19 protein-coding genes and 2 pseudogenes are annotated in these 22,157 nt (G+C 42.9%); 10 read left to right on the top strand and 11 right to left on the bottom strand.

Annotation, left to right across the window (positions count from 1 at the left end; all coding sequences use genetic code 11):
* The first annotated feature begins 99 nt into the window (after positions 1-99).
* On the top strand, positions 100-447 hold the full coding sequence (locus tag F8S12_RS32840) for a DUF760 domain-containing protein (protein ID WP_196520460.1): 348 nt from the start codon (positions 100-102) through the stop codon (positions 445-447).
* A 36-nt stretch (positions 448-483) separates the two neighbouring features.
* On the opposite strand, the gene F8S12_RS32835 is transcribed toward F8S12_RS32840, so the two are convergent.
* The gene (locus F8S12_RS32835) at positions 484-1,692 is read right to left on the bottom strand and encodes an HhoA/HhoB/HtrA family serine endopeptidase (protein ID WP_196520459.1); all 1,209 of its coding nucleotides are present in this window, start codon (positions 1,690-1,692) and stop codon (positions 484-486) included.
* 243 nt (positions 1,693-1,935) lie between these two features.
* On the opposite strand from F8S12_RS32835, the gene F8S12_RS32830 reads away from it, so the two are divergent.
* Positions 1,936-2,850: a LysM peptidoglycan-binding domain-containing M23 family metallopeptidase gene (locus tag F8S12_RS32830; RefSeq protein WP_196520458.1), complete on the top strand. Its 915-nt coding sequence runs from the start codon at positions 1,936-1,938 to the stop codon at positions 2,848-2,850.
* A 46-nt stretch (positions 2,851-2,896) separates the two neighbouring features.
* Here F8S12_RS32830 and F8S12_RS32825 read toward each other — a convergent pair whose 3' ends face one another.
* The 7 genes from F8S12_RS32825 to F8S12_RS32795 form a co-directional block, all read right to left on the bottom strand.
* Positions 2,897-3,961, bottom strand: a complete 1,065-nt coding sequence (locus F8S12_RS32825; RefSeq protein WP_196520457.1) for an isochorismatase — start codon at positions 3,959-3,961, stop codon at positions 2,897-2,899.
* Positions 3,962-4,160: 199 nt separating this feature from the next.
* A complete protein-coding gene (locus F8S12_RS32820; RefSeq protein ID WP_196520456.1) occupies positions 4,161-5,615 on the bottom strand; it encodes a dihydrolipoyl dehydrogenase family protein in 1,455 nt (484 codons plus the stop codon).
* A gap of 192 nt (positions 5,616-5,807) precedes the next feature.
* Entirely contained in the window at positions 5,808-6,881 is a 1,074-nt protein-coding gene (cobD, locus tag F8S12_RS32815; protein ID WP_196520455.1) for a threonine-phosphate decarboxylase CobD, read from the bottom strand.
* Positions 6,882-6,907: 26 nt separating this feature from the next.
* Complete coding sequence (locus F8S12_RS32810) at positions 6,908-7,192, bottom strand: HU family DNA-binding protein (protein ID WP_196520454.1); 285 nt, start codon at positions 7,190-7,192, stop codon at positions 6,908-6,910.
* 501 nt (positions 7,193-7,693) lie between these two features.
* Positions 7,694-8,338, bottom strand: coding sequence for a Uma2 family endonuclease (locus F8S12_RS32805; protein WP_196520453.1), 645 nt, complete (start codon positions 8,336-8,338; stop codon positions 7,694-7,696).
* Between the two features lie 501 nt (positions 8,339-8,839).
* A complete protein-coding gene (locus F8S12_RS32800; protein ID WP_196520461.1) occupies positions 8,840-10,528 on the bottom strand; it encodes a glycosyltransferase family 39 protein in 1,689 nt (562 codons plus the stop codon).
* Positions 10,529-10,798: 270 nt separating this feature from the next.
* A complete protein-coding gene (locus F8S12_RS32795) occupies positions 10,799-12,043 on the bottom strand; it encodes a glycosyltransferase (RefSeq protein WP_196520452.1) in 1,245 nt (414 codons plus the stop codon).
* Positions 12,044-13,288: 1,245 nt separating this feature from the next.
* Between F8S12_RS32795 and F8S12_RS32790 the strand changes: the two genes are divergently transcribed.
* The 4 genes from F8S12_RS32790 (at position 13,289) to F8S12_RS32775 (ending at position 16,303) form a co-directional block, all read left to right on the top strand.
* Entirely contained in the window at positions 13,289-14,212 is a 924-nt protein-coding gene (locus F8S12_RS32790; protein WP_196520451.1) for an energy-coupling factor ABC transporter permease, read from the top strand.
* Positions 14,205-14,858 (top strand): energy-coupling factor transporter transmembrane component T family protein, encoded by a 654-nt coding sequence (locus tag F8S12_RS32785; RefSeq protein WP_196520450.1) that lies wholly within the window; start codon positions 14,205-14,207, stop codon positions 14,856-14,858. Before F8S12_RS32790 ends, F8S12_RS32785 begins: the two co-directional genes overlap by 8 nt.
* A 14-nt stretch (positions 14,859-14,872) precedes the next feature.
* Positions 14,873-15,637: an energy-coupling factor ABC transporter ATP-binding protein gene (locus F8S12_RS32780; RefSeq protein WP_196520449.1), complete on the top strand. Its 765-nt coding sequence runs from the start codon at positions 14,873-14,875 to the stop codon at positions 15,635-15,637.
* A gap of 189 nt (positions 15,638-15,826) precedes the next feature.
* Positions 15,827-16,303 carry a hypothetical protein gene (locus F8S12_RS32775; protein WP_196520448.1) on the top strand — a complete coding sequence of 159 codons (477 nt, stop codon included), beginning with the start codon at positions 15,827-15,829 and terminating at the stop codon, positions 16,301-16,303.
* 32 nt (positions 16,304-16,335) lie between these two features.
* On the opposite strand, the gene F8S12_RS32770 is transcribed toward F8S12_RS32775, so the two are convergent.
* Both F8S12_RS32770 and F8S12_RS32765 read right to left on the bottom strand, forming a co-directional pair.
* On the bottom strand, positions 16,336-16,683 hold the full coding sequence (locus F8S12_RS32770; protein WP_196520447.1) for a translation initiation factor: 348 nt from the start codon (positions 16,681-16,683) through the stop codon (positions 16,336-16,338).
* A gap of 154 nt (positions 16,684-16,837) precedes the next feature.
* Positions 16,838-17,325 (bottom strand): annotated as a pseudogene (locus F8S12_RS32765) (RNA-guided endonuclease InsQ/TnpB family protein); the annotation flags it as partial.
* Positions 17,326-17,427: 102 nt separating this feature from the next.
* Between F8S12_RS32765 and trpB the strand changes: the two are divergent.
* From trpB to F8S12_RS32745, 4 genes are all read left to right on the top strand, one after another.
* A complete protein-coding gene (gene trpB, locus F8S12_RS32760) occupies positions 17,428-18,663 on the top strand; it encodes a tryptophan synthase subunit beta (RefSeq protein WP_196520446.1) in 1,236 nt (411 codons plus the stop codon).
* Between the two features lie 149 nt (positions 18,664-18,812).
* Positions 18,813-19,343 (top strand): CAP domain-containing protein, encoded by a 531-nt coding sequence (locus F8S12_RS32755; protein WP_196520445.1) that lies wholly within the window; start codon positions 18,813-18,815, stop codon positions 19,341-19,343.
* Between the two features lie 346 nt (positions 19,344-19,689).
* Complete coding sequence (locus tag F8S12_RS32750) at positions 19,690-20,238, top strand: CAP domain-containing protein (protein ID WP_196520444.1); 549 nt, start codon at positions 19,690-19,692, stop codon at positions 20,236-20,238.
* Positions 20,239-20,327: 89 nt separating this feature from the next.
* Complete coding sequence (locus F8S12_RS32745; protein WP_196520443.1) at positions 20,328-20,957, top strand: ribonuclease D; 630 nt, start codon at positions 20,328-20,330, stop codon at positions 20,955-20,957.
* A gap of 310 nt (positions 20,958-21,267) precedes the next feature.
* Here the strand turns inward: F8S12_RS32745 and F8S12_RS32740 are convergent.
* Positions 21,268-21,714, bottom strand: a pseudogene (locus F8S12_RS32740) (rhodanese-like domain-containing protein); the annotation flags it as partial.
* Between the last annotated feature and the right edge of the window lie 443 nt (positions 21,715-22,157).

The following is a 22,157-nucleotide window of genomic DNA, read 5'->3' as shown; positions in this document are numbered from 1 at the left end:
TCCCCACTCCCCTCCTCTTGACTTATATCCGTGGTGAATACGCTACCCTTGTACTATGGTTTAGAGTAGAGTTAGCAATTAAGCTAAATAAAACTGCCAATGGTGTTTAATCCTGACTTTTTGAACGACAACTCTGAGGAACACCCTAATCAACTTCTTTCCGACCACCCTGACGAATACCCTAATCAGTTACTCAAATATCTACAGCATCAGTCTCCTGATGTTTTAGCTAGGATTGCTCAGTCCGCCAGCCCCGAAATTAAACAAATCATCTCGCAAAATGTCCAAGGGCTAGTGGGAATGCTTCCCTCGGAAAGTTTTAACGTGCAAATTACAACAGATCGGGAAAACTTAGCTGGGCTTCTAGCGTCCGCTATGATGACGGGGTATTTTCTACGCCAGATGGAACAAAGAATGCAGTTAGAGCATTTGTCTAATGGTCAATAATCAATAGTCAAACATTCTAGGACTATTGATTATTGACTACTTCTTTTCAGGATAAACGCCTGATTGCACTTTGAAGGTTTGAATTTTACCGATGCGGTTGACTTCGATCGCTAAGATATCCCCAACTTTACTGGACTCTACCAGCTTCTGAACTTGGGCTGAAGTTTTGACTGGTTTACCGTTAACTTTTTGAATCACGTCCCCAGGAAGCAGTCCTCCGCGCTTGGCTGGAGAATCGTCTGTGAGTCCTTTAATCACAATCCCAGTTTCCTGCTGAATGTTAAGCTGATTTTCTTGATTAATCTGCTGTTTTCTGGTGGGAGAAAGGTCTGCCATTTCAATACCCAAGAAGGGATGTTCCACATGGCCTTTGGTAAAAAGTTCATTGGCAATGCGGGCGGCGGTTTCAATGGGGATGGCGAAACCGAGTCCTTGAGCATCAGCGCGGATGGCAGTGTTAACACCAATCACTTCGCCTTGGGCGTTTAACAAAGGGCCACCAGAATTACCAGGATTAATTGCGGCATCAGTTTGGATAAAGCTGACTCGCTTATCAGGGACACCAACTTGAGTGCTGGTACGATCTGTAGCGCTGATGATGCCAATAGTGACAGTATTATCTAAACCTAGAGGATTGCCAATAGCGATCGCCCATTGTCCCGGTATCAAGTTTTGCGAATTGCCCAGCTTCACAGTGGGTAAGTGATTCGCCTTTATTTTCACTACTGCCACATCTGTCACAGAATCAACTCCTACCACCTTTCCTTCAAAAGTCCGCCCATCTTTGAGGGTGACTTGTACCGTATCTGTGTCAGCTACCACATGAGCGTTGGTGAGTAATTCTCCATCTTCGCTCAAAATAAATCCTGATCCTGTACCGCGCTCAATACGTTCTTGGGGAATTGGTTGCTCATCCTCTCCAAAGAATCGCCGCAGAAGGGGATTTTTCAAAGCGTCAGAGATGGGATTGGCTACTTTGCGGGTGGCATTAATTCGCACCACAGCCGGTCCAACTTTTTGCACTGCTGTTGCAATAAAATTTACATTATCTCCCCCAGTAGCCCCAATCGCTCCGTTAGGAGAATTAGGCACTACGGATTCTGGAGGCAAAGCCATTGTTACATTTTTTAACTGTTGGAACGAGAGATTTCGTGGCAACAGATAGCGACTGCCAAACAAACCTGCACCACCGCCGATCACCAGTAAAAACCCATAAATCGCTAGTTGCTTTAAGGATAACTTCATAATCTTTTTGCTTAAGGACAGCAATGCAGTTGCTAATTTCTAAGTGTAGTCAAGCTAACGGCAAGTGGACAGATCAATTTATATAGAAACAGAAACTTGGGCATGGGGCATTGGGCATTGGGCAATAATCAATAGTTCTTCTTCCCCTGCCCCCCTGCTCCCCTGCTCCCTGCCTCCCTAGTCTTCCCACTCCCTAGTCTTCCCATCTAAAATTTAAAGTTAATGCGCTCTTGATGTCTATACATGACTTTACCCTCTCGTCACCTGTTTCTCTGTAGCTTAGTTAGCGCCTTGGGCCTAGTATCGATACTGCCAAACTCCAATAGTGCCGACGCTGCTGTTGGTGGTTGCCCAACTCCAGCCCTATCTCGCTTCCAACGCCATAAAGTTGTTCGTGGCGAAACTTTGGAGAGCATAGCGCAGCGCTACAATCTCATACCTACAACTATTATTGGCATGAATCCAGCTTTACAGAATGGTGCGATGCCTGCGGCGGGTTCCACCTACGTCACCGTCGGTAGTGTACTTCAAATTCCTCCCTACAATGGGATTGTAGTCGAAGTGCCTCGTGGTCAAACTTGGCGACAAGTAGCGGCAAAGTACAAAGTTCGGGCTGATAGTCTTTTTGAGGTGAATGGATGCCAACAAGACCCCAGAATTGTGTTTCTTCCAGGGGTAAATTGGTCGCCGAATGGTGTTGTAACTAAGTCCCCTTTATCTACTGATGCAGGTACTCAAAACCGTGCATCCCTGTCTGGATATCCTTTGGCACAAGTGGTAACTGTGGTATTACCTTACGGTTGGCAAATTAATCCTGCTACAGGTGAAGTTTTCTTTCATAGCGGCGTTGATTTATTAGCAGCAGTTGGTACAGATGTGCTAGCGATCGCACCTGGAACTGTAGCCCTTGCCAACGATCAGGGTACTTATGGCAAGTTAGTCATTATTAACCACAGTGGCGGACTGCAAAGCCGCTACGCCCAACTTGAGAGCATTAAAGTTACTGTCGGTCAGCAAGTGAAAAAAGGAGATTTACTGGGAACGGTAGGCATCAGTGGAAAACCAACTTCCAGTCAACCGCATCTCCATTTTGAAATGCGTTCTACTTCATCTCTAGGTTGGGTAGCACAAGATCCCAAAGGTTACTTGAAGAAATAAGGAAGCAGAGGGAAAATTGCAGCAAGTCTTTCCTATGCCCCATGCCCTATGCCCTATGCCCTATGCCCCATGCCCCATGCCCAATTTCAATAGATTCGCTAGATTTTACGATGTGCATTCCTGCCTCTGCAAACCTTGTAAACGCCGCCTCTGCGTGTTCTGTGTAGTCCAGAACACCGGGAACGACAACGGGGGAAGTGCAATCTTCTAGTAAATAAATTTTTTGAGCAAGGGTAGCATCTACCTGTTTAATTTCTGTTAATAAATCGTCAATTGTCCAGGCGACGCAGTGACTTTTAGCTTGACCACCGATAATAACAGCGTCAAATTCTAAAAGTTGCTTAATTAGGCGCGTATTTTTTTGAGCAAGTGGACGTTGCTCAAAATCTTCCAACACTTCTGGACGTAATATAGAATAATTTTCTGTTAATGGATTTTCACCTTTGATTTCAAATTGCGTCTGACTCTGACGAGCAATACAGTGAAAAAATACTGCTTCTTCTACCGAAGAAACCAAAGCATGACCAATACCACCCAACATAGAATGATAAGGCCAAACTGTGAGGGGATATTTACCGTCCTGACTTAGCTGTTTAACATAGTGGTAAGCGTGTTTTTCTAATAATTCGTAATCGCCATTAGTAATACTATTAGCAACTGCTGGGTTAACTTTCCAGATACCTTGTTCGATATCTTTAGGAGTGATGCTAGTGGCTGCCGGGGTGGGATGTTCTCCAGCAGCATTCACCCAAAAGATGGGATGGAAAATTTGCGTCGCCTTATGGGTATCCAGGGTAGGTACAATTTTTGTAATTACTCCCAAATTATGATAGATAAACTCACACAATCTAACATTATCGTCCACCGCCCCTGTCCCAGATTTTCCACCGACAAATAATTCAAATTTTGGGATACAAAAGGTATTTTGGACATCAATTAATAGTAGACAAATTCGGGTTTTATCTAAAGATGCTGGTTTAATATCGTGCTTTTTTGACCAAGCTTCAGCTTCGGCGGCACGTTCTTGGTAAGGTACGCGCCAGACTTCGCCGACCTTATGGGGGTTAAAGTGCGGGGGAATGGATAGTTGGGTTGTTTTTTGGGTGTTCATTTAAAAAAGGAAGTTTTATTTAATCGATGCCAATCTCTGCTTTAATGGCAAGATTTGATTGAAGGGTTAACTGGTTTTCATTGGTGGATTAAAATCGAAGTTTAATCGTAAACAATTATGCGGACATGAGAACTAAATAAACAAAAATATTTACAGTCATTGTGTAATTAATTATGTTTACCTATTTATAGTTTCTAACTCACAAATTCCAATTGCGGCGGAAATGTAAAAAACCTTCTAAAAGCTCTTGCAGAGCCATGTTGCTATTTAACTTTTGCTTACTCCACTCTCTTGCAGTTTGTTCGATAATTTCTGAGAAACTGGGATAGACGGAAGATAAATTTGCTAGGTGCTTGACTTTAATCTTTTGAGAAATTGCTAAAGCAATCAAATTAATCAACTCTCCAACTTCTGCTCCCAATACCGAAGCTCCCAAAATTTCGCCGTTGCGTAGCACAATTAATTTACACATACCAGTGGTTTCGTCCTGGAGTTGGGCTGCTGCCACTGTTTTAAAATAATGCCGCAAAACTAAAACTTCATCTAGACCAAATTGGCGTTTTGCCTGTGCCTCTGTCAAACCCACTTGCGCCAGCATCGGCACAGAAAATATCGCCCAAGGAATAGACTGATAATTGACTCGTAACCTGGGGAAAAAGAGCGCATTTTTCAGAGCAATTTTTGCTTCATAATTAGCAATATTGGCAAAGTTATAACCACCAATGACATCACCACAAGCATAAATGCGGTGGTTAGTGGTTTGCAGTTGCTCATTTACCACTAAGCTACGCCGATGCCATTTCACATCTACTGTTGCCAAATTTAAAGATTCAATATTTGGCTGTTGTCCAGTCGCCACTAAAATTTCATCAGTTTCAATCGCCTTATCTCCTGCCTGAATCCACTTTTTATCTTCAATTCGCCTCACTTGAGTTACAGGTTTTTCGGTGAGGACGCGCACACCTTCGACTTCTAACTGTGCCTGAAGCAGTATGGCTAACTCAGGATCAATAAAAGGTAGAATATGGCGAGATTTGACTACAAGCGTCACATTGCAACCGAACCGCGCTAAAATTTGAGCGATTTCAATGCTTTGAGGAATGCCGCCAATAATTACCCAAGAATTGGGTAATGTTGCTCCGTTTAGGAATTGCCAAATGTTAGATAAAGTAAAGTAGCCAGTAGCTTCCAATCCGTCAATTTCTGGAATTTCTGGACGCGAACCACTGGCAAGTAAATAAGTACGTGCTAGTAGCAGGCGATTGTTAACAGCAAAAGCCAGTTGGGGTGACGATTGAAATTGACCTCTACCAACGATAACATCTACTCCTCGCGCCGCTAGGATGGCGGGTGAATGCTGCTCTTCGAGATTTGAGGCGACAGATTGAGCATACAGCATCGCTTCTTGCCATGCTACAGATATATGGCATTCTTCTAAGCTATCAGTGTGTGTGGCATGAATACCAAAACCAGCAACAACACCAAACTTCTGCGCCAGTTTACTAATTTCGCTAAGAGTATGGTGATGAATAAACCCGTAGTCTACTTTGGGTTCCACCAAGGCAACTGTAGCACGTAGTTCAGTAGCAGCAAGGGCAGCATAGTATCCAGCAAGACTGCCGCCAATAATTACAATATCGTAGTCATTAGTCATTAGTCATTAATCATTAGTCATTAGTCATTAGTCATTAGACCTCTTGCATAAATAATTTTTTGTCTCACGCAAAGGCGCAAAGGCGCAAAGAAGAAAGCGAAAAGAAGGACTTTTGCAAGAGGTCTATTAGTCATTGGTCATTAGTAAGTGGTCAGTGGAAAATAAAAAACAACTGACCACTAACAAAAAAACTTAGCACTCAGCACTCAGCACTGAGCCTAGCGCTGTTAATAAACGTTGGTTATCGGACTGAGAACGTACAGCAACCCGGAAAAAGCGATCGCCTAGTTCTTTAAAGCTAAGGCAATCGCGGATTAAAATCTGGTGATGCACGAGTAATTGTTGCTGTAACTGCGAAGTAGACTGTTGGGACTCAACCAGTAAAAAGTTAGCAGCGCTGGCTTGGGGTTGCAATCCTGGTATTTCGGCCAAACCCTGAAAGAGTTGGTTTCGTGCAGGTGGTAGCCATGCCCAGGTTTGCTGTTGAAACTCTGTATCTTGGAGTGCCGCAATTGCTGCCGCCGCCGCTAGGGTGTTTACGGGCCAAGGGTCACGCCATAGCTGCCATTTAGCCAGAAAATCCGGGTGTGCGATCGCATATCCTAGTCGCAGCCCTGGGAGACTGTAAAATTTGGTCAGCGATCGCAATACTACTAAATTCGCATATTCCTGCACCACTGAAACCAGGCTTTGTTCCTCATTAGGTGGCACAAAATCCATAAACGCTTCATCCACCACTACCAGGGCAAACTGCTCCAGGTAGGGCAAAATAGAGTCCCGCGAAAATAGTTTTCCGGTTGGGTTGTGGGGGTTATTCAGCAATAGTCCTTTGTCCTTTGTCTTTTGTCCTGTGTCAAGGAATAATGACCAATGACCAGTGACTAATGACAAAGGAGACTCCAGCACTTTAGCTTTATACGCTGCCAGGGTTCGGTAGTAGTCGCCAAAGGCTGGAGTTATTAAAATTGTCGCGGCTAATTCAGCTAATTCCCTACCTATTAAAGTAAGTAATTCTGCGGAGCCGTTACCCGGCAGAATCCACTCAGGTGGCAATTGATGGAAGTGACTGAGAGCTAGTCTCAGTTCACTATAGTTTGGGTCTGGATAGTGCCTAAGATTACCAATTTGGGAGTGGATAGCAGCGATCGCGCTGTTTGGAGGTCCCAAAGGGCTGATGCTAGCAGAAAAATCCAGAATAGCATCAGGGGAACAGCTAGCCAGTGCTGCTGCCCAGGCTAAATTTCCCCCGTGTGCAGGTTGCCGCATTAAAAAAGGGTTCCCTAAGACAGAACCTATGATTTTGGGGGTGCTACCCTTTCTCTAAACATCTTTCCTGCGGAGAAGGCAGGAACCCTCGTCGCTGGAATTTCCATCTTTTCATTTGTTTTCGGGTTGCGACCTTCACGGGCTTTACGTTCCCGTGATTCAAATGAGCCAAATCCTACCAACGTTACCTTATCACCAGAGGAAACAGCTTCAATAATCGTTTCCAAAGCGGCAGTTAAGACTGCATCCGCTTGTTTTTTGGTAACACTAGCTTTTTCAGCTACAGCATCAACTAATTCACCTTTGTTCATGTCAGACTCCTAAAATTTACTTGAGATTCTTTACGGATGCACCTTGACACATCTGTACTGAATTCTCTGTTTGCGGGAATACAAAAGTCATCCTTTGGGAGCATTTTTACTCAAAACGGCTGTACATCCCATCGGCTCGACTTTTCAATGAATCATTCTAAGGCGTTGTAGCCTGATGTGGATAGATGAAACCATTAATTTATATAGATTTCAGGATGTTTTGTAATATTAGGGTAGTTGTTTCACTAAAAACCACCCTAAAAGTAGGAAAAAATACCTAGTAAAAACTGTTTAGGGGCAACCCGCCGCAGCATCGCCAGGGAAATAGAAGAGTGGGGAAGTGGAAGATGATTAGTATTATTGGGATTAATTACTAATCTTGAAGAGTTATTGCTGATGTTAATTAATTTATATGAGAATCGAAGGCTCATCTCCCCAAGTTCTTAAAGAGGTCGGGGATCTTTCAGATGGACTCACATTTTCAGTAAGCAAGTCATAATTTCACTGTTTCCCACCAGAAATATTTTGTTGCACCCAAGCTCGAAAAGCGCGGGTAGTAGCAATTTCCCCATTTTTTTTAGCTTCTTGGATAAACCGGGGAATCTCTTTCACTGACACAGGCGCAAAAGTAGGGCTGGTTTGGACTTCTGAGTATTGCCCACCTGCAAGGGTGTAAACCCGTAATACACTGCCGTTATAACGCCAAAATTCGGGGACTGCGATCGCAGCATAAAGTCTAAGCTTGTCTATTGCAGACCTAGAATATTCCACCTCTAGCACTAGGTCTGGGGGTGGATCAGTGGCTATGTTAATATTTTCTTTATCTCGAACTAACGCTTCATTTTGGATGTAATAGCTACTATCTGGTTCGGCTCCCTTCTCTAAATCATCTCGCGTTAAAGTCAGCGAACCAGCGCGTTTAATTTCCCAGCCCAACTCTTCGCACAGCACGCCAACAAAAACTTCTATTAAGCGATTTGAGTTCTCATGTGGCATTTGTGGGGTCATAATTTCTATCGTTCCATTGTCATAAGCAAATCGGGAATTACGCTCTGAACCCATTTCAGCCAGCATGGTTTTAAATGTTTGCCAGCTAATATTTTGGAGTAAAACCCTATTTTCTGCGGATGTTGTTATCGCCACCATAGTTTTAGTTCTCCACAACAAATCTTTTCCTGTACTGTACCCCTTAATATTACAGTTAAGGCTATAACCGTGAATCGAGCCAAGGCAAGGAAGCGGTATGGTCGAAACGACTACTATGGGCAATAAATTATGACTCAAGCCATACCCAAACTAGTAATACCAATTCTCCATGAAGATGCACTAAATTAAGAGAAGCAGGAACAGGGTGCAGAGTATGGGAAACAGGTTCTTGACTCTATTTCTGTCGAAGCGATCGCATCGATTTGTGGATGGGATTACATCACCTCTGCTTTATTAAGTGCAACTTCATAGAGAGGCTCCGCAAACACTTCGTACCCTACGGGTTCTCCAAGGGAGTACGCAATTGACTTGTGTTCAACCGGACATGATATTAGTTCAGTTTAGGAATAGCGCTTGCATTCAATCACCTATTTTCCCAGAGTTGAATTTGACTACTCAACAGATTTTTGATTCGAGTAGTGTCTAGTATTTATAAGCAAATTAACTTTGCTGGCAACGATAAAGTTTATATTCGTACCCGTCCACGTTTGGTAAAGATTGAGTATCAGATATAACGCATGTTTTCACGGCTTCTGCTACAGGGGCGTGAAAGTTTACCAACCACAAGTCAAAAGGTCGTGGTAACTTCTTTAAAGTATTTTCTAGAGCAATGGTAGAAGTATGTGGATCTTTGTCTTGATGAGCAAGGAGAAACAGAGGATTTAGGGGTGAATTGGCAAGTTTAAACTCCCTAGCTACTCCCATCATTTCCCCAATGTGTACATGAGTTTTCTGGGTGGTGGCAATCAGTACTGGCACTGGGGATATTTGTTGGATTAATTGCACAAAAAGGTCAGGGCGATAATATTTTTGATAGCCGAGATTGCAGACTACTGTAACCGCACTAAAAAATCCCATTAACCAAATTAATATCACGGCTTTTTTCCCGTTTATTCCCCATCTGCCTATGCTATTTTTTCCTTGTTCTCTTCCTATCCATTCCTTGGGGGGATGCCAACAAACTGCGAGACTTGCCGCTAGTAAAACAACGATCGCAGGAAAGTAAACAAAGTTATAACGAGCACCCCTGGTCAGATCAATACCGAAAAAGTACGTAAAGATAAAGAATAAAGCGATCGCTCCGACAACAATTCCAACAAACACCTGAATCATCATCCGGCTTTCTAGTTGCTGTAGTTGAATCTTAAGCCCACGTAACAAAATTGGTACTGCCCAAATAAAGAAACTCAGCATCACTATTCCAGAAGGAATCACAACTAATATCTGTGAAGATTCAACTGGTAATAGGGAAATCATTGCAATCAATGTTCCTAAAGCTTGGAAGATTGGGCTTAACCAATCTAATCCGACGCGCGAACCTTGAATCCACTCGGTCAAATTACTCCGATTTCTATTCTCTAAAAAGATTGGTAGCCAAATTAAACCCGCCACAAAAGTACCTGTAGCAACGGCATAGATGCGCCGCCAAGGAGGAGAGAAGAGGAAAGAAAATTTGCTGCTAGTCTGTAATTGAAGCCAAGCAAGAAAAATCAAAACTACAGCTTCAGTGCAGAGGGTGAGGGCGAAGAAGTAATGAGTAGCTAAACCCAAAGCATTAATTCCCACCCAGGAAACTGCTACCCAGATGGGTAAAGGGGTGCGATTTTGAATATGACGGGTGGCAATTACTAAGCAGGTAAGCGAAGCAATTACCCATAAGGCTGCCAAACTGTAATGGCGCGCTTCTTGGGCTAAAAATATGCCGTAGGGTGATACTGCCATCATCGCAGCAGCCAAGTGTCCCACTAATGGCGAACGAAATGCTACTCTACCTAATACGTAAACGCATGGGATGGAGGCGGCGCCAATTAAAGCTGGTAGCGATCGCGCCGCAAACAGCGATACCAATCCTCCTTCACTAGGAAATAATTTCATCCATAGGTAAGCTAGTACAAAATACAGTGGTGGATGGGTATCTTGTGTAACTAAGTTATGAATGACATCACCAATGCTAGCTGCTGGGTTTGGTTGGAGTGGTTGCAATAGGATATTAAGTGCGATCGCTTGATCTAGAGGTACTGCTAAAAAAGTATTCCCCAAGCTAAACACCAAAGTGGAAAACTCATCAGTCCAAGGAGGCTTTGCAGTCAAGTTGGTTAGGCGCAAGCCGAGGCCGATAATGAACCACATCAAGGGATGAAACCAGCGATGAGAAAGGGGAGCATACCAATTGTGCAAAGGTATCTGTTGCGGCGCAGAGCTTTTACCTGCCTGAGGCACAATGTGATGAGCATAGGTAGGCAACAACAAGATAATCTTTTTGCAAAAATAGAATGCACCCCAAAAAAAAACTCTCATAGCCGAGCCTCACACTCATGGATTTGTAGATTTGACGTTTGAGATTTAACTTCGTTCTAAAGTCTAAAAACAAAAATCAAAATCTCAAATCCCTCGTTGTGATTATTTAACGTCAGTGACGCGCCAGCTGAGTTTTAAATTCACCCAGAAATTCCAAATGGTAGCAACTGCGATCGCTATCAGGTTGGCGATGTAGCGGTTAGGAATGAGAAAATTGAATACCAAATTTAATATCAGTACATTCAATACCAGTCCAGCCAGGCAAATAGCGTTGAATTTCACAAATCGCTTCAAGCGTTGATGCCATTCTTGCTGTCTGGCGCTGACATCAGCAAATGTCCAAGCGTCATTCCAGAAGAAGTTATTTAAAACCGCAATTTCACCAGCAATAATTTTGCTGCGTGTCAGTGGCCAAGCCAATGTAGTCGGATCGCTGAGTAAGTAAAGCACTGCCATATCCACAAATACCCCACTCAAGCCAACTAACCCAAAGCGGACAAATCGACCGACGGGGAAATTGACTTTTCTACTCAATCGTCCGACTCGCCCTGTGGAAAGCCGCAACCGCACTAAGTGGTGGATGTAATCTATATATTGCTTCCATGTAACCTTACTCTCACCTTCTTTGCGCTCGCGAAACACATACCCAACTTCCGCAACTTGGTCTACTTTTCCCCGTCCAATTACCTCTAGGAGAATTTTGTATCCGACTGGATTGAGTGTTGCATTAGCGATCGCACTCCGGCGCACCATAAAATAACCACTCATTGGATCGGAAACTCTGCCCAGTACCCCCGGTAAGATCACCAAGCCTAACAACTGAGCACCACGAGATAACAAACGCCTGACAATACTCCAGCTACTGACACCCCCTCCTTCTACGTGACGACTAGCTACTGCCAAATCTGCTCCCTGCTCAAGACTACGCAACAGTTGCATCAGTACTTCTGGTGGATGCTGCAAATCTCCATCAATTACCCCCAACACACTCCCCGTCGCTGCTTGCCACCCACGGATCACTGCTGAGGACAGCCCCCGCTCCTGTTGGCGTCGCATCACCCGCAAGTGGGGATATTCTTCTATCAGGGATTGTGCTATTTCCCAAGTTCGATCTGGGCTGTCATCATCTACCACAATTAGTTCATAGTTTCCTGGAATAGATTCATCCAATAATTTACTCAATATACTGACTACATTTTTGATGTTGTCACGCTCTTTATAAGTAGGAATTACTAGAGATAGATGGATGGATTCACTACTTACACCCACACGGTTAGGGGGCAACTCTGAAATCTTGAGTGGGCCAGTTGGAACTGTTAATAGCAAGTTGGATGAGTTTGTCTTCATATTTAAAATTGCCGAACGAGGGTGTATAAAGACCGTGGTAAATACAGCCAAACATCTTCTGGCTTTGTTGACTGAACTTGGTTACTCAAAATTTTATGACTGCTTTTGTTACACTTAGCTGCTCTGAAAGTTTAGTAATTTCCGCACTTCGATTCATAATATTTTTCCCATCTTCATCTAAAATTTACATTTTACGAGTTATTTTTATGGTGCTGTCTGGACACTCACGTAATTTTATACAAACACTTAATACTGTAACATTCCAGTTCAACAAGTCAGCGAATATACATGTTTGTCACGAGTATTCTATGACTTTTTAATATTACTAAGGCTAATATTAAGTCAAGATAAAGTATTCTAAAATTTGGTAATTGGTAATTAATAGTTCTAGATTATTAATTTATCAACAAATAATTCCAGTTCCAGGCGAGTATATTTTTTTTTGAGAATATGAGCAGGCAGAAACAAAGTGCAAATGCTGACTGCACAACCTTTCTATAGCCATAGAAATCTACTTGTTAATCTAGTAAGTCTTGAATTAACTAAATACCACAATATAGAAAAATATCAAAACAATTGATGGTGTTTCACCATTTATTCATCCACTCTACGGCTGACGCTCGTGATGCTCAAAGGTTTTTTAACGCTACGCTAACAGGACTTACGCAAACAACAGCCGAAAAGAATGATTTTCTTCATTAAGGGCAATTTAGCGCGGTGTGCAACTTTCTCTCAAACCTAACCCCCAGCCCCTTCCCTACAAGGGAAGGGGAGCAAGACTTAAAGCCTCTCCCCGCTTCGGGGAGAGGTTTGGAGAGGGGTTTTAAGAATAAGTCGCACATCGCGCAATTTATGAATTGCCCCAGAGCGCCTGTAGTCTTGCGTAAGTACTAGCTAATACTAGTCGGACTCCAATTCATGCTAATTTCTGAATATTGACCGAAGACAACGGCAGTCTCCGGCTTTGCTGACTGAATTCTTCTTTTAAACTTAGAAATCTTTCCACTTTTCTCAGAAAAAGTCAAGATTCAGCGATATTTTTAAAATAAAATTAATATAAATTAATAAAATACCTAATAACATAGTATGTTTAGTAAGTATTTGATTGAAAATCTGTCAAAAGTAACACTAAATAATCCCCCGGTAGGGCATTGCACAAAGGGTAAAAACTCTGTTTTTTATTAGTTTAATGCCGTAGTTTTATTGCTTGTTTTGAGTAAGAACATCTAAAAGACAGGGTACATTATGCATATTCCTGATGGATTTGTTTCTATTCCAGTGGCAGGGGCTACTGGTTTAGCGAGTGTGGCAGCACTCTTTATTGCCTTTGAGCGATCGCAAGAAGCTTTTGGTATCCGTCGTGCGCCCGTACTGGGACTAACCACCGCCTTTATTTTTGCCGCCCAGATGATCAATTTTCCGGTAGCAGGAGGTACTAGTGGTCATTTGTTGGGGGGAGCTTTAGCAGCGATCGTTGTGGGCAGTCCTTGGGCGGGGACGTTGTGTATCTCCACAGTTTTAATTATTCAAGCCGTGCTATTTGCCGATGGTGGGATCACAGCCTTGGGCGCAAATATTTTGAACATGGCAGTGATTGGTGTTTGGGTAGGCTGGATTTTAACCCAAACCTTGCAAAGGCTGTTTGGCGGGTCTAAAGGACGTTTACCCTTGGCTGCTGGCATAGCAGCTGGTGTAAGTGTAGTAGTAGCAGCTGTAGCAGCAGCCATTGAGTTAACCCTCTCTGGAACTGCACCAGCAGCCATAGTTTTACCAGCCATGACTGGTGTGCATATTTTGATTGGCGTTGGCGAAGGGCTGATTACTGGGGGTGTGCTGACTTACCTAGCTACCGCACGACCAGATTTGTTACCAGGGGAACAGCAGAAGTTTCGCGGTTGGTGGGTGCCCGTTGTCAGCATTTTCTTGATTGCGGGAGTATTATCACTGTTTGCCTCAGCATGGCCTGATGGTTTGGAGAAAGTTGCCGAAAACGTAGGCTTCATCGACTTAGCCGAGAAAGTGCGGATAATTGTGCCCACACCCTTAGCTGACTATGGTATTGAGGGTTTGGGGCCAATTGGCACTAGTATCGCTGGACTGGTAGGATCTGCGGTTTGCTTTGCTGTTGCCTTTGGGATTGCTAAGGTGGTGAAACCGAAGAATGCTTAAACTTTCCTTGCCGTTACGTTTGCAACTATCTTTAGTGATTGTGGTAGGAGCAGCTTTATTAAAGCATTATGCTTGGTCTTGCTTAGGTGTATATGGCGCGATCGCACTTTTGTGGGTTTGGCTGTTGCGTGTACCAATTCTCCAGTTAGGAGGATTACTCGGTACAGAATTGATTTTTTTGTCATTGCTGGCATTACCCTTGGGCTGGGAACGAGCCAGTTTTTTGCTAGTTCGTTCTCTGATTTGTCTGATTACCATGAATAGTTTTTTGTTAACCTTACCGCCCCACAGTTTCGGTATCGCCCTCAAAAGCTTACCTGTACCAGCACCTTTAAAGGAAAACTTGTTGTTAGCTGGGCAATATATGGAAATTTTGCTCTCCGAAGTAACGCGGATGCAACGTAGCGCTCAATTACGCGGCTTAACTGGGACTGGGGGATGGCTGCGCTACGCCAGTGCTGCTATGATTGGAGCCTTATACCTCCGTAGTTTGGACAGGGCAGAGCGAGTCTATGCGGCAATGATAGCTCGTGGTTACACCGGGCAATTACCCATAGATTCTACCCTCAGACCAAAAGAGCGTTTTGCCCTGCTAGTAGCTTGGGCGATCGCTGCTGTTGTAACCTTAACTTCTTACAGAATTTAACGCAGTTATAAATCTTGAAATCTTTAACTTCTAATCCCCAACCACCAACCCGTAACCCCCACGCAGCCGTGGTCGAGGTTGAGAACCTGGTGTATGCCTATTCTCGCCAGGAGCCAGTATTACAAGAAATTTCTTTTACCTTAAATCCGGGCGATCGCGTGGCGTTGATGGGAGCCACTGGTTCTGGAAAAAGCACCTTGCTGGAGAACCTAATCGGCTTAAAACAACCGCAAGCTGGGAAAATTACGATTAATGGCATTTCCGTAGAACCGAAAACTTTACCCCAAGTGCGGCGGCAAATTGGCTTTAGCTTCCAAGATGCTAACGACCAACTATTTATGCCGACCATTTTGGAAGATATCACCTTTGGGCCACGCAACTATGGAATGTCGTTAGCAGAGGCGAGCGATCGCGCCCGGCAGTTATTAGCTGATTTTGGTTTAGAAGCCTATGCCAATCGTTCCGCCCACGAACTTTCTGGTGGACAAAGACGCCTGGCTGCCCTAGCCTCGATTTTAGCCCTAGAACCGACAATTTTAATTTTGGATGAGCCAACTAACGGTCTTGATCCAGCATGGCGCCGGCATTTGGCGCAAGTGTTGTTAAAGTTACCTGTGCAGGTGATATTAATTGCCTCCCATGATCTACATTGGTTAGGCAGAGTTACTCAACGCGCTTTGGTGCTGGCTGGTGGTCGCATTCAAATAGACAGCAAGATTCAGCCACTTTTGCAAGATGGTGCTATTTTAGACCAGTTAGGTTTGCCGATAGATTGGTGATTCCAGATCAGAGGGAGTAGGGGGCAGGAAGCAGGGGGCAAAAGAGTGGAGTTCGGAACTTCATTAATGAGTATCAAAGGTGGATGAACAGAGTTTTCTAACTTCTGCCTCTTGCCCCCTACCTTAGTTACTATCTTTACTCGTAATATTGGGTACTATATTCTGAGTTTTATTGCTGTTGGAGTGTTAATGTCTGTTTTATATAAATATACTGTTATTGCTCCTGTTAGTTTGAGCATTGCTTTGTTTATTACTAGTTGCAGCGAAAGTAAAGTCTCCCAGTGCCAGCAACTAATTCGAGTTGTGAATGCAGGAACTTCTCTGATTGATAAAAATAAAGGAACGCAAGTAATAACCACCATACAGTTATCTAAAGATTTAGAATTTGTGACTAAATCGATTAGGGAACTGAATCTAACAGACCTTAAACTGAAGGAATTTCAAAGCGGTTTTGTCAAGATTTTTCAAAATCTCAGTCAAGCGATCGCTAAGGCAGGTAAAGCTCTTGGTGCGACCAAGACAGCAGAAGCCTCGGCATCGGGTAGAGAAAAAAGCCAAAAGGCGAGAGCCGAAATTGATTCAGTACTGACAACAGCTACAACTGTTGGCAAGCAGTCAGATACGTTAGTGAATAAGATGAATAAGTATTGTAGCCAGCCAGAATAATCGATTTGGGGCATGGGGTATTGCAATTAATCTTAGCCACCACTAATTTTGGCTTTGTAACCTAGCTTAGTCAAAATCTCGACAATTTTCTGCTTGTGTTCGCCCTGAATTTCAATTTCGTTGTCTTTAATTGTCCCACCTGTGCCACACTGGCTTTTCAATTGCTTCACCAAGTCTTCCAAGGTTTCCGGTTTGGCTTGAAAACCGCTAATCACTGTGACGGTTTTGCCTTTGCGTCCTTTGCGGGAAGCTTGTACTTTAAGATTTTGTTGTTGTGGGGGCAGTTCTGAAATTGGTCTTTCTGTGGCGGCAGAGTTGTCGTTGCCAAATTCGCGGTACACAAAGCCTTTATCGGAAGATTTGGGATTGGAAGAAGACATAAAATCTTTATTAAGAAAAAATTAGAAGCAATTGAGATTTTTATGTAACTATTCTGCTGGTAAATCTATTTCTAGGCTAACATCACAAATCCACTGCAAGGGATTGGGGTTACTGCCCAGATTGTCTCAGACTTTTCTTTGACACTCCCCGCAGCTATTGCCGAGGGGATTCTAGGTTCATCCTAGTTACTTGCTCAATCAGGTTCTCACCAGAAAGAGTAGAGGTTATTAGTCCCCTAGCGTTACTTCCTTGTGCCCCAAGGTAGCTTTTGCAAGATTTAAAATGTTAATCGCGGCATTTTCATCTCTATGCAATTTACATCCACAACTACAAATATGGGTGCGAGTTGATAGAGATTTTTTTACAATTACACCACAACTCGAACATTTTTGCGAGGTGTAATGTGGTGCTACAGCAACAGCTAATTTACCAAATTTACCAGCAAAATACTCAATCCACTGTCGAAACAAATACCAGCTAGCGTCAGCAATTGACTTAGCCAAACAATGATTTTTGAGTAGATTACGCACTTGTAAGTCTTCATAGGCTACTAAGTCGCTAGACTTGCATACGTTACGCGCTATTTTTTTAGCGTGTTCATTCCGTTGCCTACTTATTCTTAGGTGCTTTCTGGCAAAAATACCAGCCTGAAGTACGAAATACGCAACTACGTTGCTGTTTCTCAGGGGTTTTCAGCATTTCCCTTATAATAATTAAATCATTCCTGTCATCAAAATCAACTTGTGACTATCACTCCCCTCTCTCCAATTTCAACTGCTCAGGTTCCCGATCAGCTAGGTCGATTTGGACGCTTCGGCGGTAAGTATGTACCTGAAACGCTGATGCCTGCTCTTGCTGAACTAGAAACAGCTTATCAGCAATACCGCAATGACCCTGATTTTCAAGCAGAACTACAGCAGTTGTTACGGGATTACGTAGGACGTGCCACACCATTGTATTTTGCTGAACGCCTGACTGCTCATTATGCCCGACCCGATCGCACGGGGGCGCAAATTTACTTAAAGCGCGAGGATTTAAATCATACTGGCGCTCACAAAATCAATAATGCCCTTGGTCAAGTATTGTTAGCGAAACGCATGGGTAAGCAACGGATTATTGCCGAAACCGGTGCTGGACAACATGGAGTTGCCACAGCCACAGTTTGCGCTCGTTTTGGGCTGGAATGCGTAATTTACATGGGCGTTCATGACATGGAACGCCAAGCTTTAAACGTGTTCAGAATGCGGTTGATGGGGGCAGAAGTGCGTCCGGTAGAAGCAGGAACAGGAACCCTGAAGGATGCCACCTCTGAGGCAATCCGCGATTGGGTGACAAATGTGGAAACAACTCACTACATCCTGGGTTCGGTAGCAGGGCCCCATCCTTACCCGATGATGGTTCGTGATTTCCATGCAGTAATCGGCGAAGAAACTCGCGCCCAAGCAATGGAAAAGTGGGGTGTATTACCTGATATTCTTTTGGCTTGTGTGGGCGGTGGTTCCAATGCAATGGGACTATTTTATGAGTTTATTAATGAATCTTCTATACGCTTCATTGGGGTTGAGGCAGCCGGAGAAGGTGTCAATACCCAAAAACACGCAGCAACATTGACAAAAGGACGAGTTGGTGTATTGCACGGAGCAATGAGCTACCTGCTGCAAGATGAGGATGGACAAATTATTGAGGCACACTCAATTAGTGCAGGGTTAGATTATCCCGGTGTGGGGCCAGAACATAGCTATCTAAAGGATACTGGTCGCGCCGAATACTATAGTGTGACGGATGCAGAAGCTTTGGCGGCATTCCAGCGATTATCAAAATTGGAAGGGATTATCCCGGCATTAGAAACAGCCCATGCGATCGCTTACCTCGAAACCCTGTGCCCCCAACTAACCGGCAGTCCTCGGATTGTAATCAACTGCTCTGGACGCGGTGATAAAGATGTACAAACGGTAGTCAAGTTATTAAATCCTACATAATGTAAGTTTTTTTCGTAAAATCGTGAATTTAAACGTTTGCTCGTAGTTTTTACACAAAAAACGCCATAAACAGAGGTATATAGACTTATAACCAATTTGTCACATTGATACTAGTCTGGTTAGATTGTCTAAAACTTTACTTTGAGCAAATGATTAAAACAACAATTTACAGTGTTGCTTTAGGCACTATTTTTCTAAGTAGTGGTGCGATCGCTACTCCTGCAACAAATCCAACTTTTACGCCGATTTCTTCACATATATCAAGTGATACTATTCTGATTGCACAATCTAGCATTAACACTGCCGCTCTAGAACAAGCGGTTTTCAACCAAATTAATAACTACAGAGTTTCCCAAGGGCTACCAGCGCTGACTCGTAATTCTGCCATCGACAATCAAGCCAGAACTCACAGTCAGAACATGGCTAATGGTACAGTTCCCTTTGGACATAATGGATTTTCAGAACGTGTTAAAGCAACGGGTATTTCTTACAGAGCAGCTGGTGAAAATGTCGCATTCAACCAGGGATATAGTGATCCTGCCACAATAGCTGTTCAAGGCTGGCTCAAAAGTTCAGGGCATCTAAACAATATCAAAGGTAATTATGATCAGACGGGGATTGGTGTCGCCAAGAACAGTAGAGGTGGAATCTACTTCACACAAATTTTTATTCGCCGATAAGTTTGGTAAAATTTAGGTTTTTTCCCCAAATTCCCCAGACTTCAGTCTGTTAGCAAAGCTTTTGCCAAATGTGGAATAATGTAGTCTTAATGACATTTGTTTAGTGAATACTATATTATTTTTTTAGTAATTCATGAAAATCTTAAATTCTTAGCAAAAGTAACTGTAATTTTTATCAATCTGACTTATTGAAGTATTGACAATTGGAAATGATTGTTTGTATTGCCTGTAAAGGATGTGGGCAGATTGCCGAAATTTATCAATCTTTAATAGTATCGTGGTACATATCATAGGAACTATAAGGTAGAGTATAAGTCTTATATCTCTACACATTACGCAATTCTCCATGTTCCGACAAACTGCTTTTGGCATCGCTTTAAGTGCGCTTGTCCTTGCTAGTGGATTAACGACTGTTCCGATACCAAATCACACTTCTACAAATACATCCACCCGTAATAAGCTGTTGTCGCTTTTTTCCAGTCAAGCTGCAATATCGACTCCTACTTTTAAAACTACTGAGCTAGAAAAATCAGTTTTTGACCAAATTAATCGATATAGGGCTTCTAAAGGGCTGCCAAAGTTGACCCTAAATCCAAATATCACTCGACAGGCAAGAATTCACAGTCAAAACATGGCTAAAGGTAAAACTCCATTTAGTCATCAAGGATTTGAACGGCGAGTCAAAGCTATGCCTATTCGCTACAACAGTGCGGCGGAAAATGTTGCTTTCAATCGGGGATATAGCAACCCGGTGGATGAAGCTGTTACTGGTTGGGTCAAAAGTCCTGGACATCTAAAGAATCTTAAAGGAAATTACAACCTGACTGGGATTGGCGTTGCTACTAATAATCAAGGGGAAGTATACCTTACACAAATGTTTATTCGCACTAGGTAGATTTAATTTCTGATTTTTTTGCACAATAATAATGTAGTGTCTGACAAGACTTTTGTTTGCTGGACACTGCTATTGTTTTTGAATGTTTCATGATATTACAAGATTTTCAGGTGAGCGATCGCGACCTTAGTGACGCAGCCCTTGAACAGTATTTAGAATCTACAGCGATCGCAGTTGATACAGAGACGATGGGATTATTACCACTGCGCGATCGCTTATGCCTCGTCCAGCTGTGTAACCCAGAGGGGAAAGTGACTGCAATCCGCATACCCAAAGGACAAGTCGAAGCCCCAAACTTAAAAAAACTTTTGGAAGCAGCGATCGTCCTAAAAGTGTTTCACTTTGCTCGTTTTGACCTTGCCACTTTGCGATCCAATTTAGGAATTCAGGTTCAGCCTGTTTTTTGCACCAAAATTGCTAGTAAATTAGCCCGTACTTATACAAATCGCCACAGACTTAAAGATGTGGTGCAAGAGTTAGAACAAGTAGATATGGATAAAACCGCTCAAAGTTCTGATTGGGGTAATACCGCTAATTTATCTGAGGCTCAACTGAGTTATGCTGCCAATGATGTGCGCTACTTACTCAGTGTGCAGCAGAAGTTAACAGAAATGCTTAAACGAGAAGAACGTTGGGAACTTGCTTTAGAATGCTTTAAATTTTTGCCAACAATAGTTTCCTTAGATTTATTACAATTTAAGGATTTGTTTGAACACTGACAAAATAATAAACCTCTTGCAAAATTTTTTAATCTGGAGGGCAAGTTTGGAAAAGACAGAATATCTTGTCTCTTAAATTCTGGCTTTCATCCTCATCAGAAATCGATATTTTGCAAGAAGTCTATTAATGATTTTCTAGCTTATTTCTTGCCTAAGACCTATCATTTGGATTTTTAAATTCGTTAATGCCTTCTTTGAGGTTACTGACTCCCTCTTGAATGCCTTCCTTGAGGTTACTAGCTCCCTCTTGAATGCCTTCTTTTAGGTTACTAGCTCCCTTTTTGATGGCTTCTGTGGCGCTACTACCTCCCTTTGGCTGATTTTCTTGGTGATTCTTTAGCCGATCTACAACGTTATAATCACCTGCACCTGGAGGAGTTTGTGATTCAATAATGCCTTCTGTTGGGCCACCAATTGCCTTCCATGCAGCAAGACCACCTTTGAGTTGGGAGACGTGCTCAAATCCATTAGAACGCAGTTTTTGTGCGGCTTGGGCAGTTTCTTCTTCATTAGCACCGTAAACGTAAATATCACGGCTCTTGTCCAAAGAGGGTACTGCACGCTCTACCAATTCATCTACTGGCATGGGCATTGCTCCCATAATGTGACCTTGGTTGAAGGTTATGCGATCGCGCACATCCAATATTGTAAAAGCTGGTTCACCCCATTCCAAGCGAGATTTCAAGACATGAACATCAGATTGTGCTTGTACTGGTGGTTGTGGAGGAATGATACCGCCTACTAAATTATTATCCATAACGATTCCTTAGTAAAGAGATTAATAGCAATTTACCAAACCACATGCATTTAATTGATCTTTCTCTGGTGTGAATATTCTTAAACTCTCTCTTCCGATAGACTGTCTTAATCAAATCATTATTAGTAATTAATTAAAAATTTAAAGTAATTAAATATTATAAAGATGCAGATGCGCCAAAACTAAAGTCGCCTTCAAGTTACGCTGCAAGCTTTCTTAGAGGATGTTTTAAAAGTCTCATTATAGGTATCAAAACGTTCTAGCTCCTCCTAAGTCCCCCGATAAATTGGGGGGCTTTGATTCCGGTTCCCCCCTTTTTAAGGCTACGGTGTACACACATCTTTATAAAAAACCAAAATCGTCGTAGATCCCCCCAAATTCCCCGATAAATTGGGGGACTTTTAGAGCTTTTTGCCCCCTTTTTTAAGGGGGGTTGGGGGGAT

Origin of the sequence: Nostoc sp. WHI (assembly GCF_015714725.1) — a bacterium.
Lineage (GTDB): Bacteria > Cyanobacteriota > Cyanobacteriia > Cyanobacteriales > Nostocaceae > Nostoc.
The sequence above is the reverse complement of the archived record's forward strand: the minus strand, read 5'-3'. Positions and strand labels throughout refer to the sequence as shown.

Excerpts from the sequence above, each read along its gene's own strand:
- F8S12_RS32840 (WP_196520460.1), top strand. The coding sequence starts at position 100 with ATGGTGTTTAATCCTGACTTTTTGAACGACAACTCTGAGGAACACCCT.
- F8S12_RS32835 (WP_196520459.1), bottom strand. The coding sequence starts at position 1,692 with ATGAAGTTATCCTTAAAGCAACTAGCGATTTATGGGTTTTTACTGGTG.
- F8S12_RS32830 (WP_196520458.1), top strand. The coding sequence starts at position 1,936 with ATGACTTTACCCTCTCGTCACCTGTTTCTCTGTAGCTTAGTTAGCGCC.
- F8S12_RS32825 (WP_196520457.1), bottom strand. The coding sequence starts at position 3,961 with ATGAACACCCAAAAAACAACCCAACTATCCATTCCCCCGCACTTTAAC.
- F8S12_RS32820 (WP_196520456.1), bottom strand. The coding sequence starts at position 5,615 with ATGACTAATGACTACGATATTGTAATTATTGGCGGCAGTCTTGCTGGA.
- cobD (WP_196520455.1), bottom strand. The coding sequence starts at position 6,881 with ATGCGGCAACCTGCACACGGGGGAAATTTAGCCTGGGCAGCAGCACTG.
- F8S12_RS32810 (WP_196520454.1), bottom strand. The coding sequence starts at position 7,192 with ATGAACAAAGGTGAATTAGTTGATGCTGTAGCTGAAAAAGCTAGTGTT.
- F8S12_RS32805 (WP_196520453.1), bottom strand. The coding sequence starts at position 8,338 with ATGGTGGCGATAACAACATCCGCAGAAAATAGGGTTTTACTCCAAAAT.
- F8S12_RS32800 (WP_196520461.1), bottom strand. The coding sequence starts at position 10,528 with ATGTGGTTCATTATCGGCCTCGGCTTGCGCCTAACCAACTTGACTGCA.
- F8S12_RS32795 (WP_196520452.1), bottom strand. The coding sequence starts at position 12,043 with ATGAAGACAAACTCATCCAACTTGCTATTAACAGTTCCAACTGGCCCA.
- F8S12_RS32790 (WP_196520451.1), top strand. The coding sequence starts at position 13,289 with ATGCATATTCCTGATGGATTTGTTTCTATTCCAGTGGCAGGGGCTACT.
- F8S12_RS32785 (WP_196520450.1), top strand. The coding sequence starts at position 14,205 with ATGCTTAAACTTTCCTTGCCGTTACGTTTGCAACTATCTTTAGTGATT.
- F8S12_RS32775 (WP_196520448.1), top strand. The coding sequence starts at position 15,827 with ATGTCTGTTTTATATAAATATACTGTTATTGCTCCTGTTAGTTTGAGC.
- F8S12_RS32770 (WP_196520447.1), bottom strand. The coding sequence starts at position 16,683 with ATGTCTTCTTCCAATCCCAAATCTTCCGATAAAGGCTTTGTGTACCGC.
- F8S12_RS32755 (WP_196520445.1), top strand. The coding sequence starts at position 18,813 with ATGATTAAAACAACAATTTACAGTGTTGCTTTAGGCACTATTTTTCTA.
- F8S12_RS32750 (WP_196520444.1), top strand. The coding sequence starts at position 19,690 with ATGTTCCGACAAACTGCTTTTGGCATCGCTTTAAGTGCGCTTGTCCTT.
- F8S12_RS32745 (WP_196520443.1), top strand. The coding sequence starts at position 20,328 with ATGATATTACAAGATTTTCAGGTGAGCGATCGCGACCTTAGTGACGCA.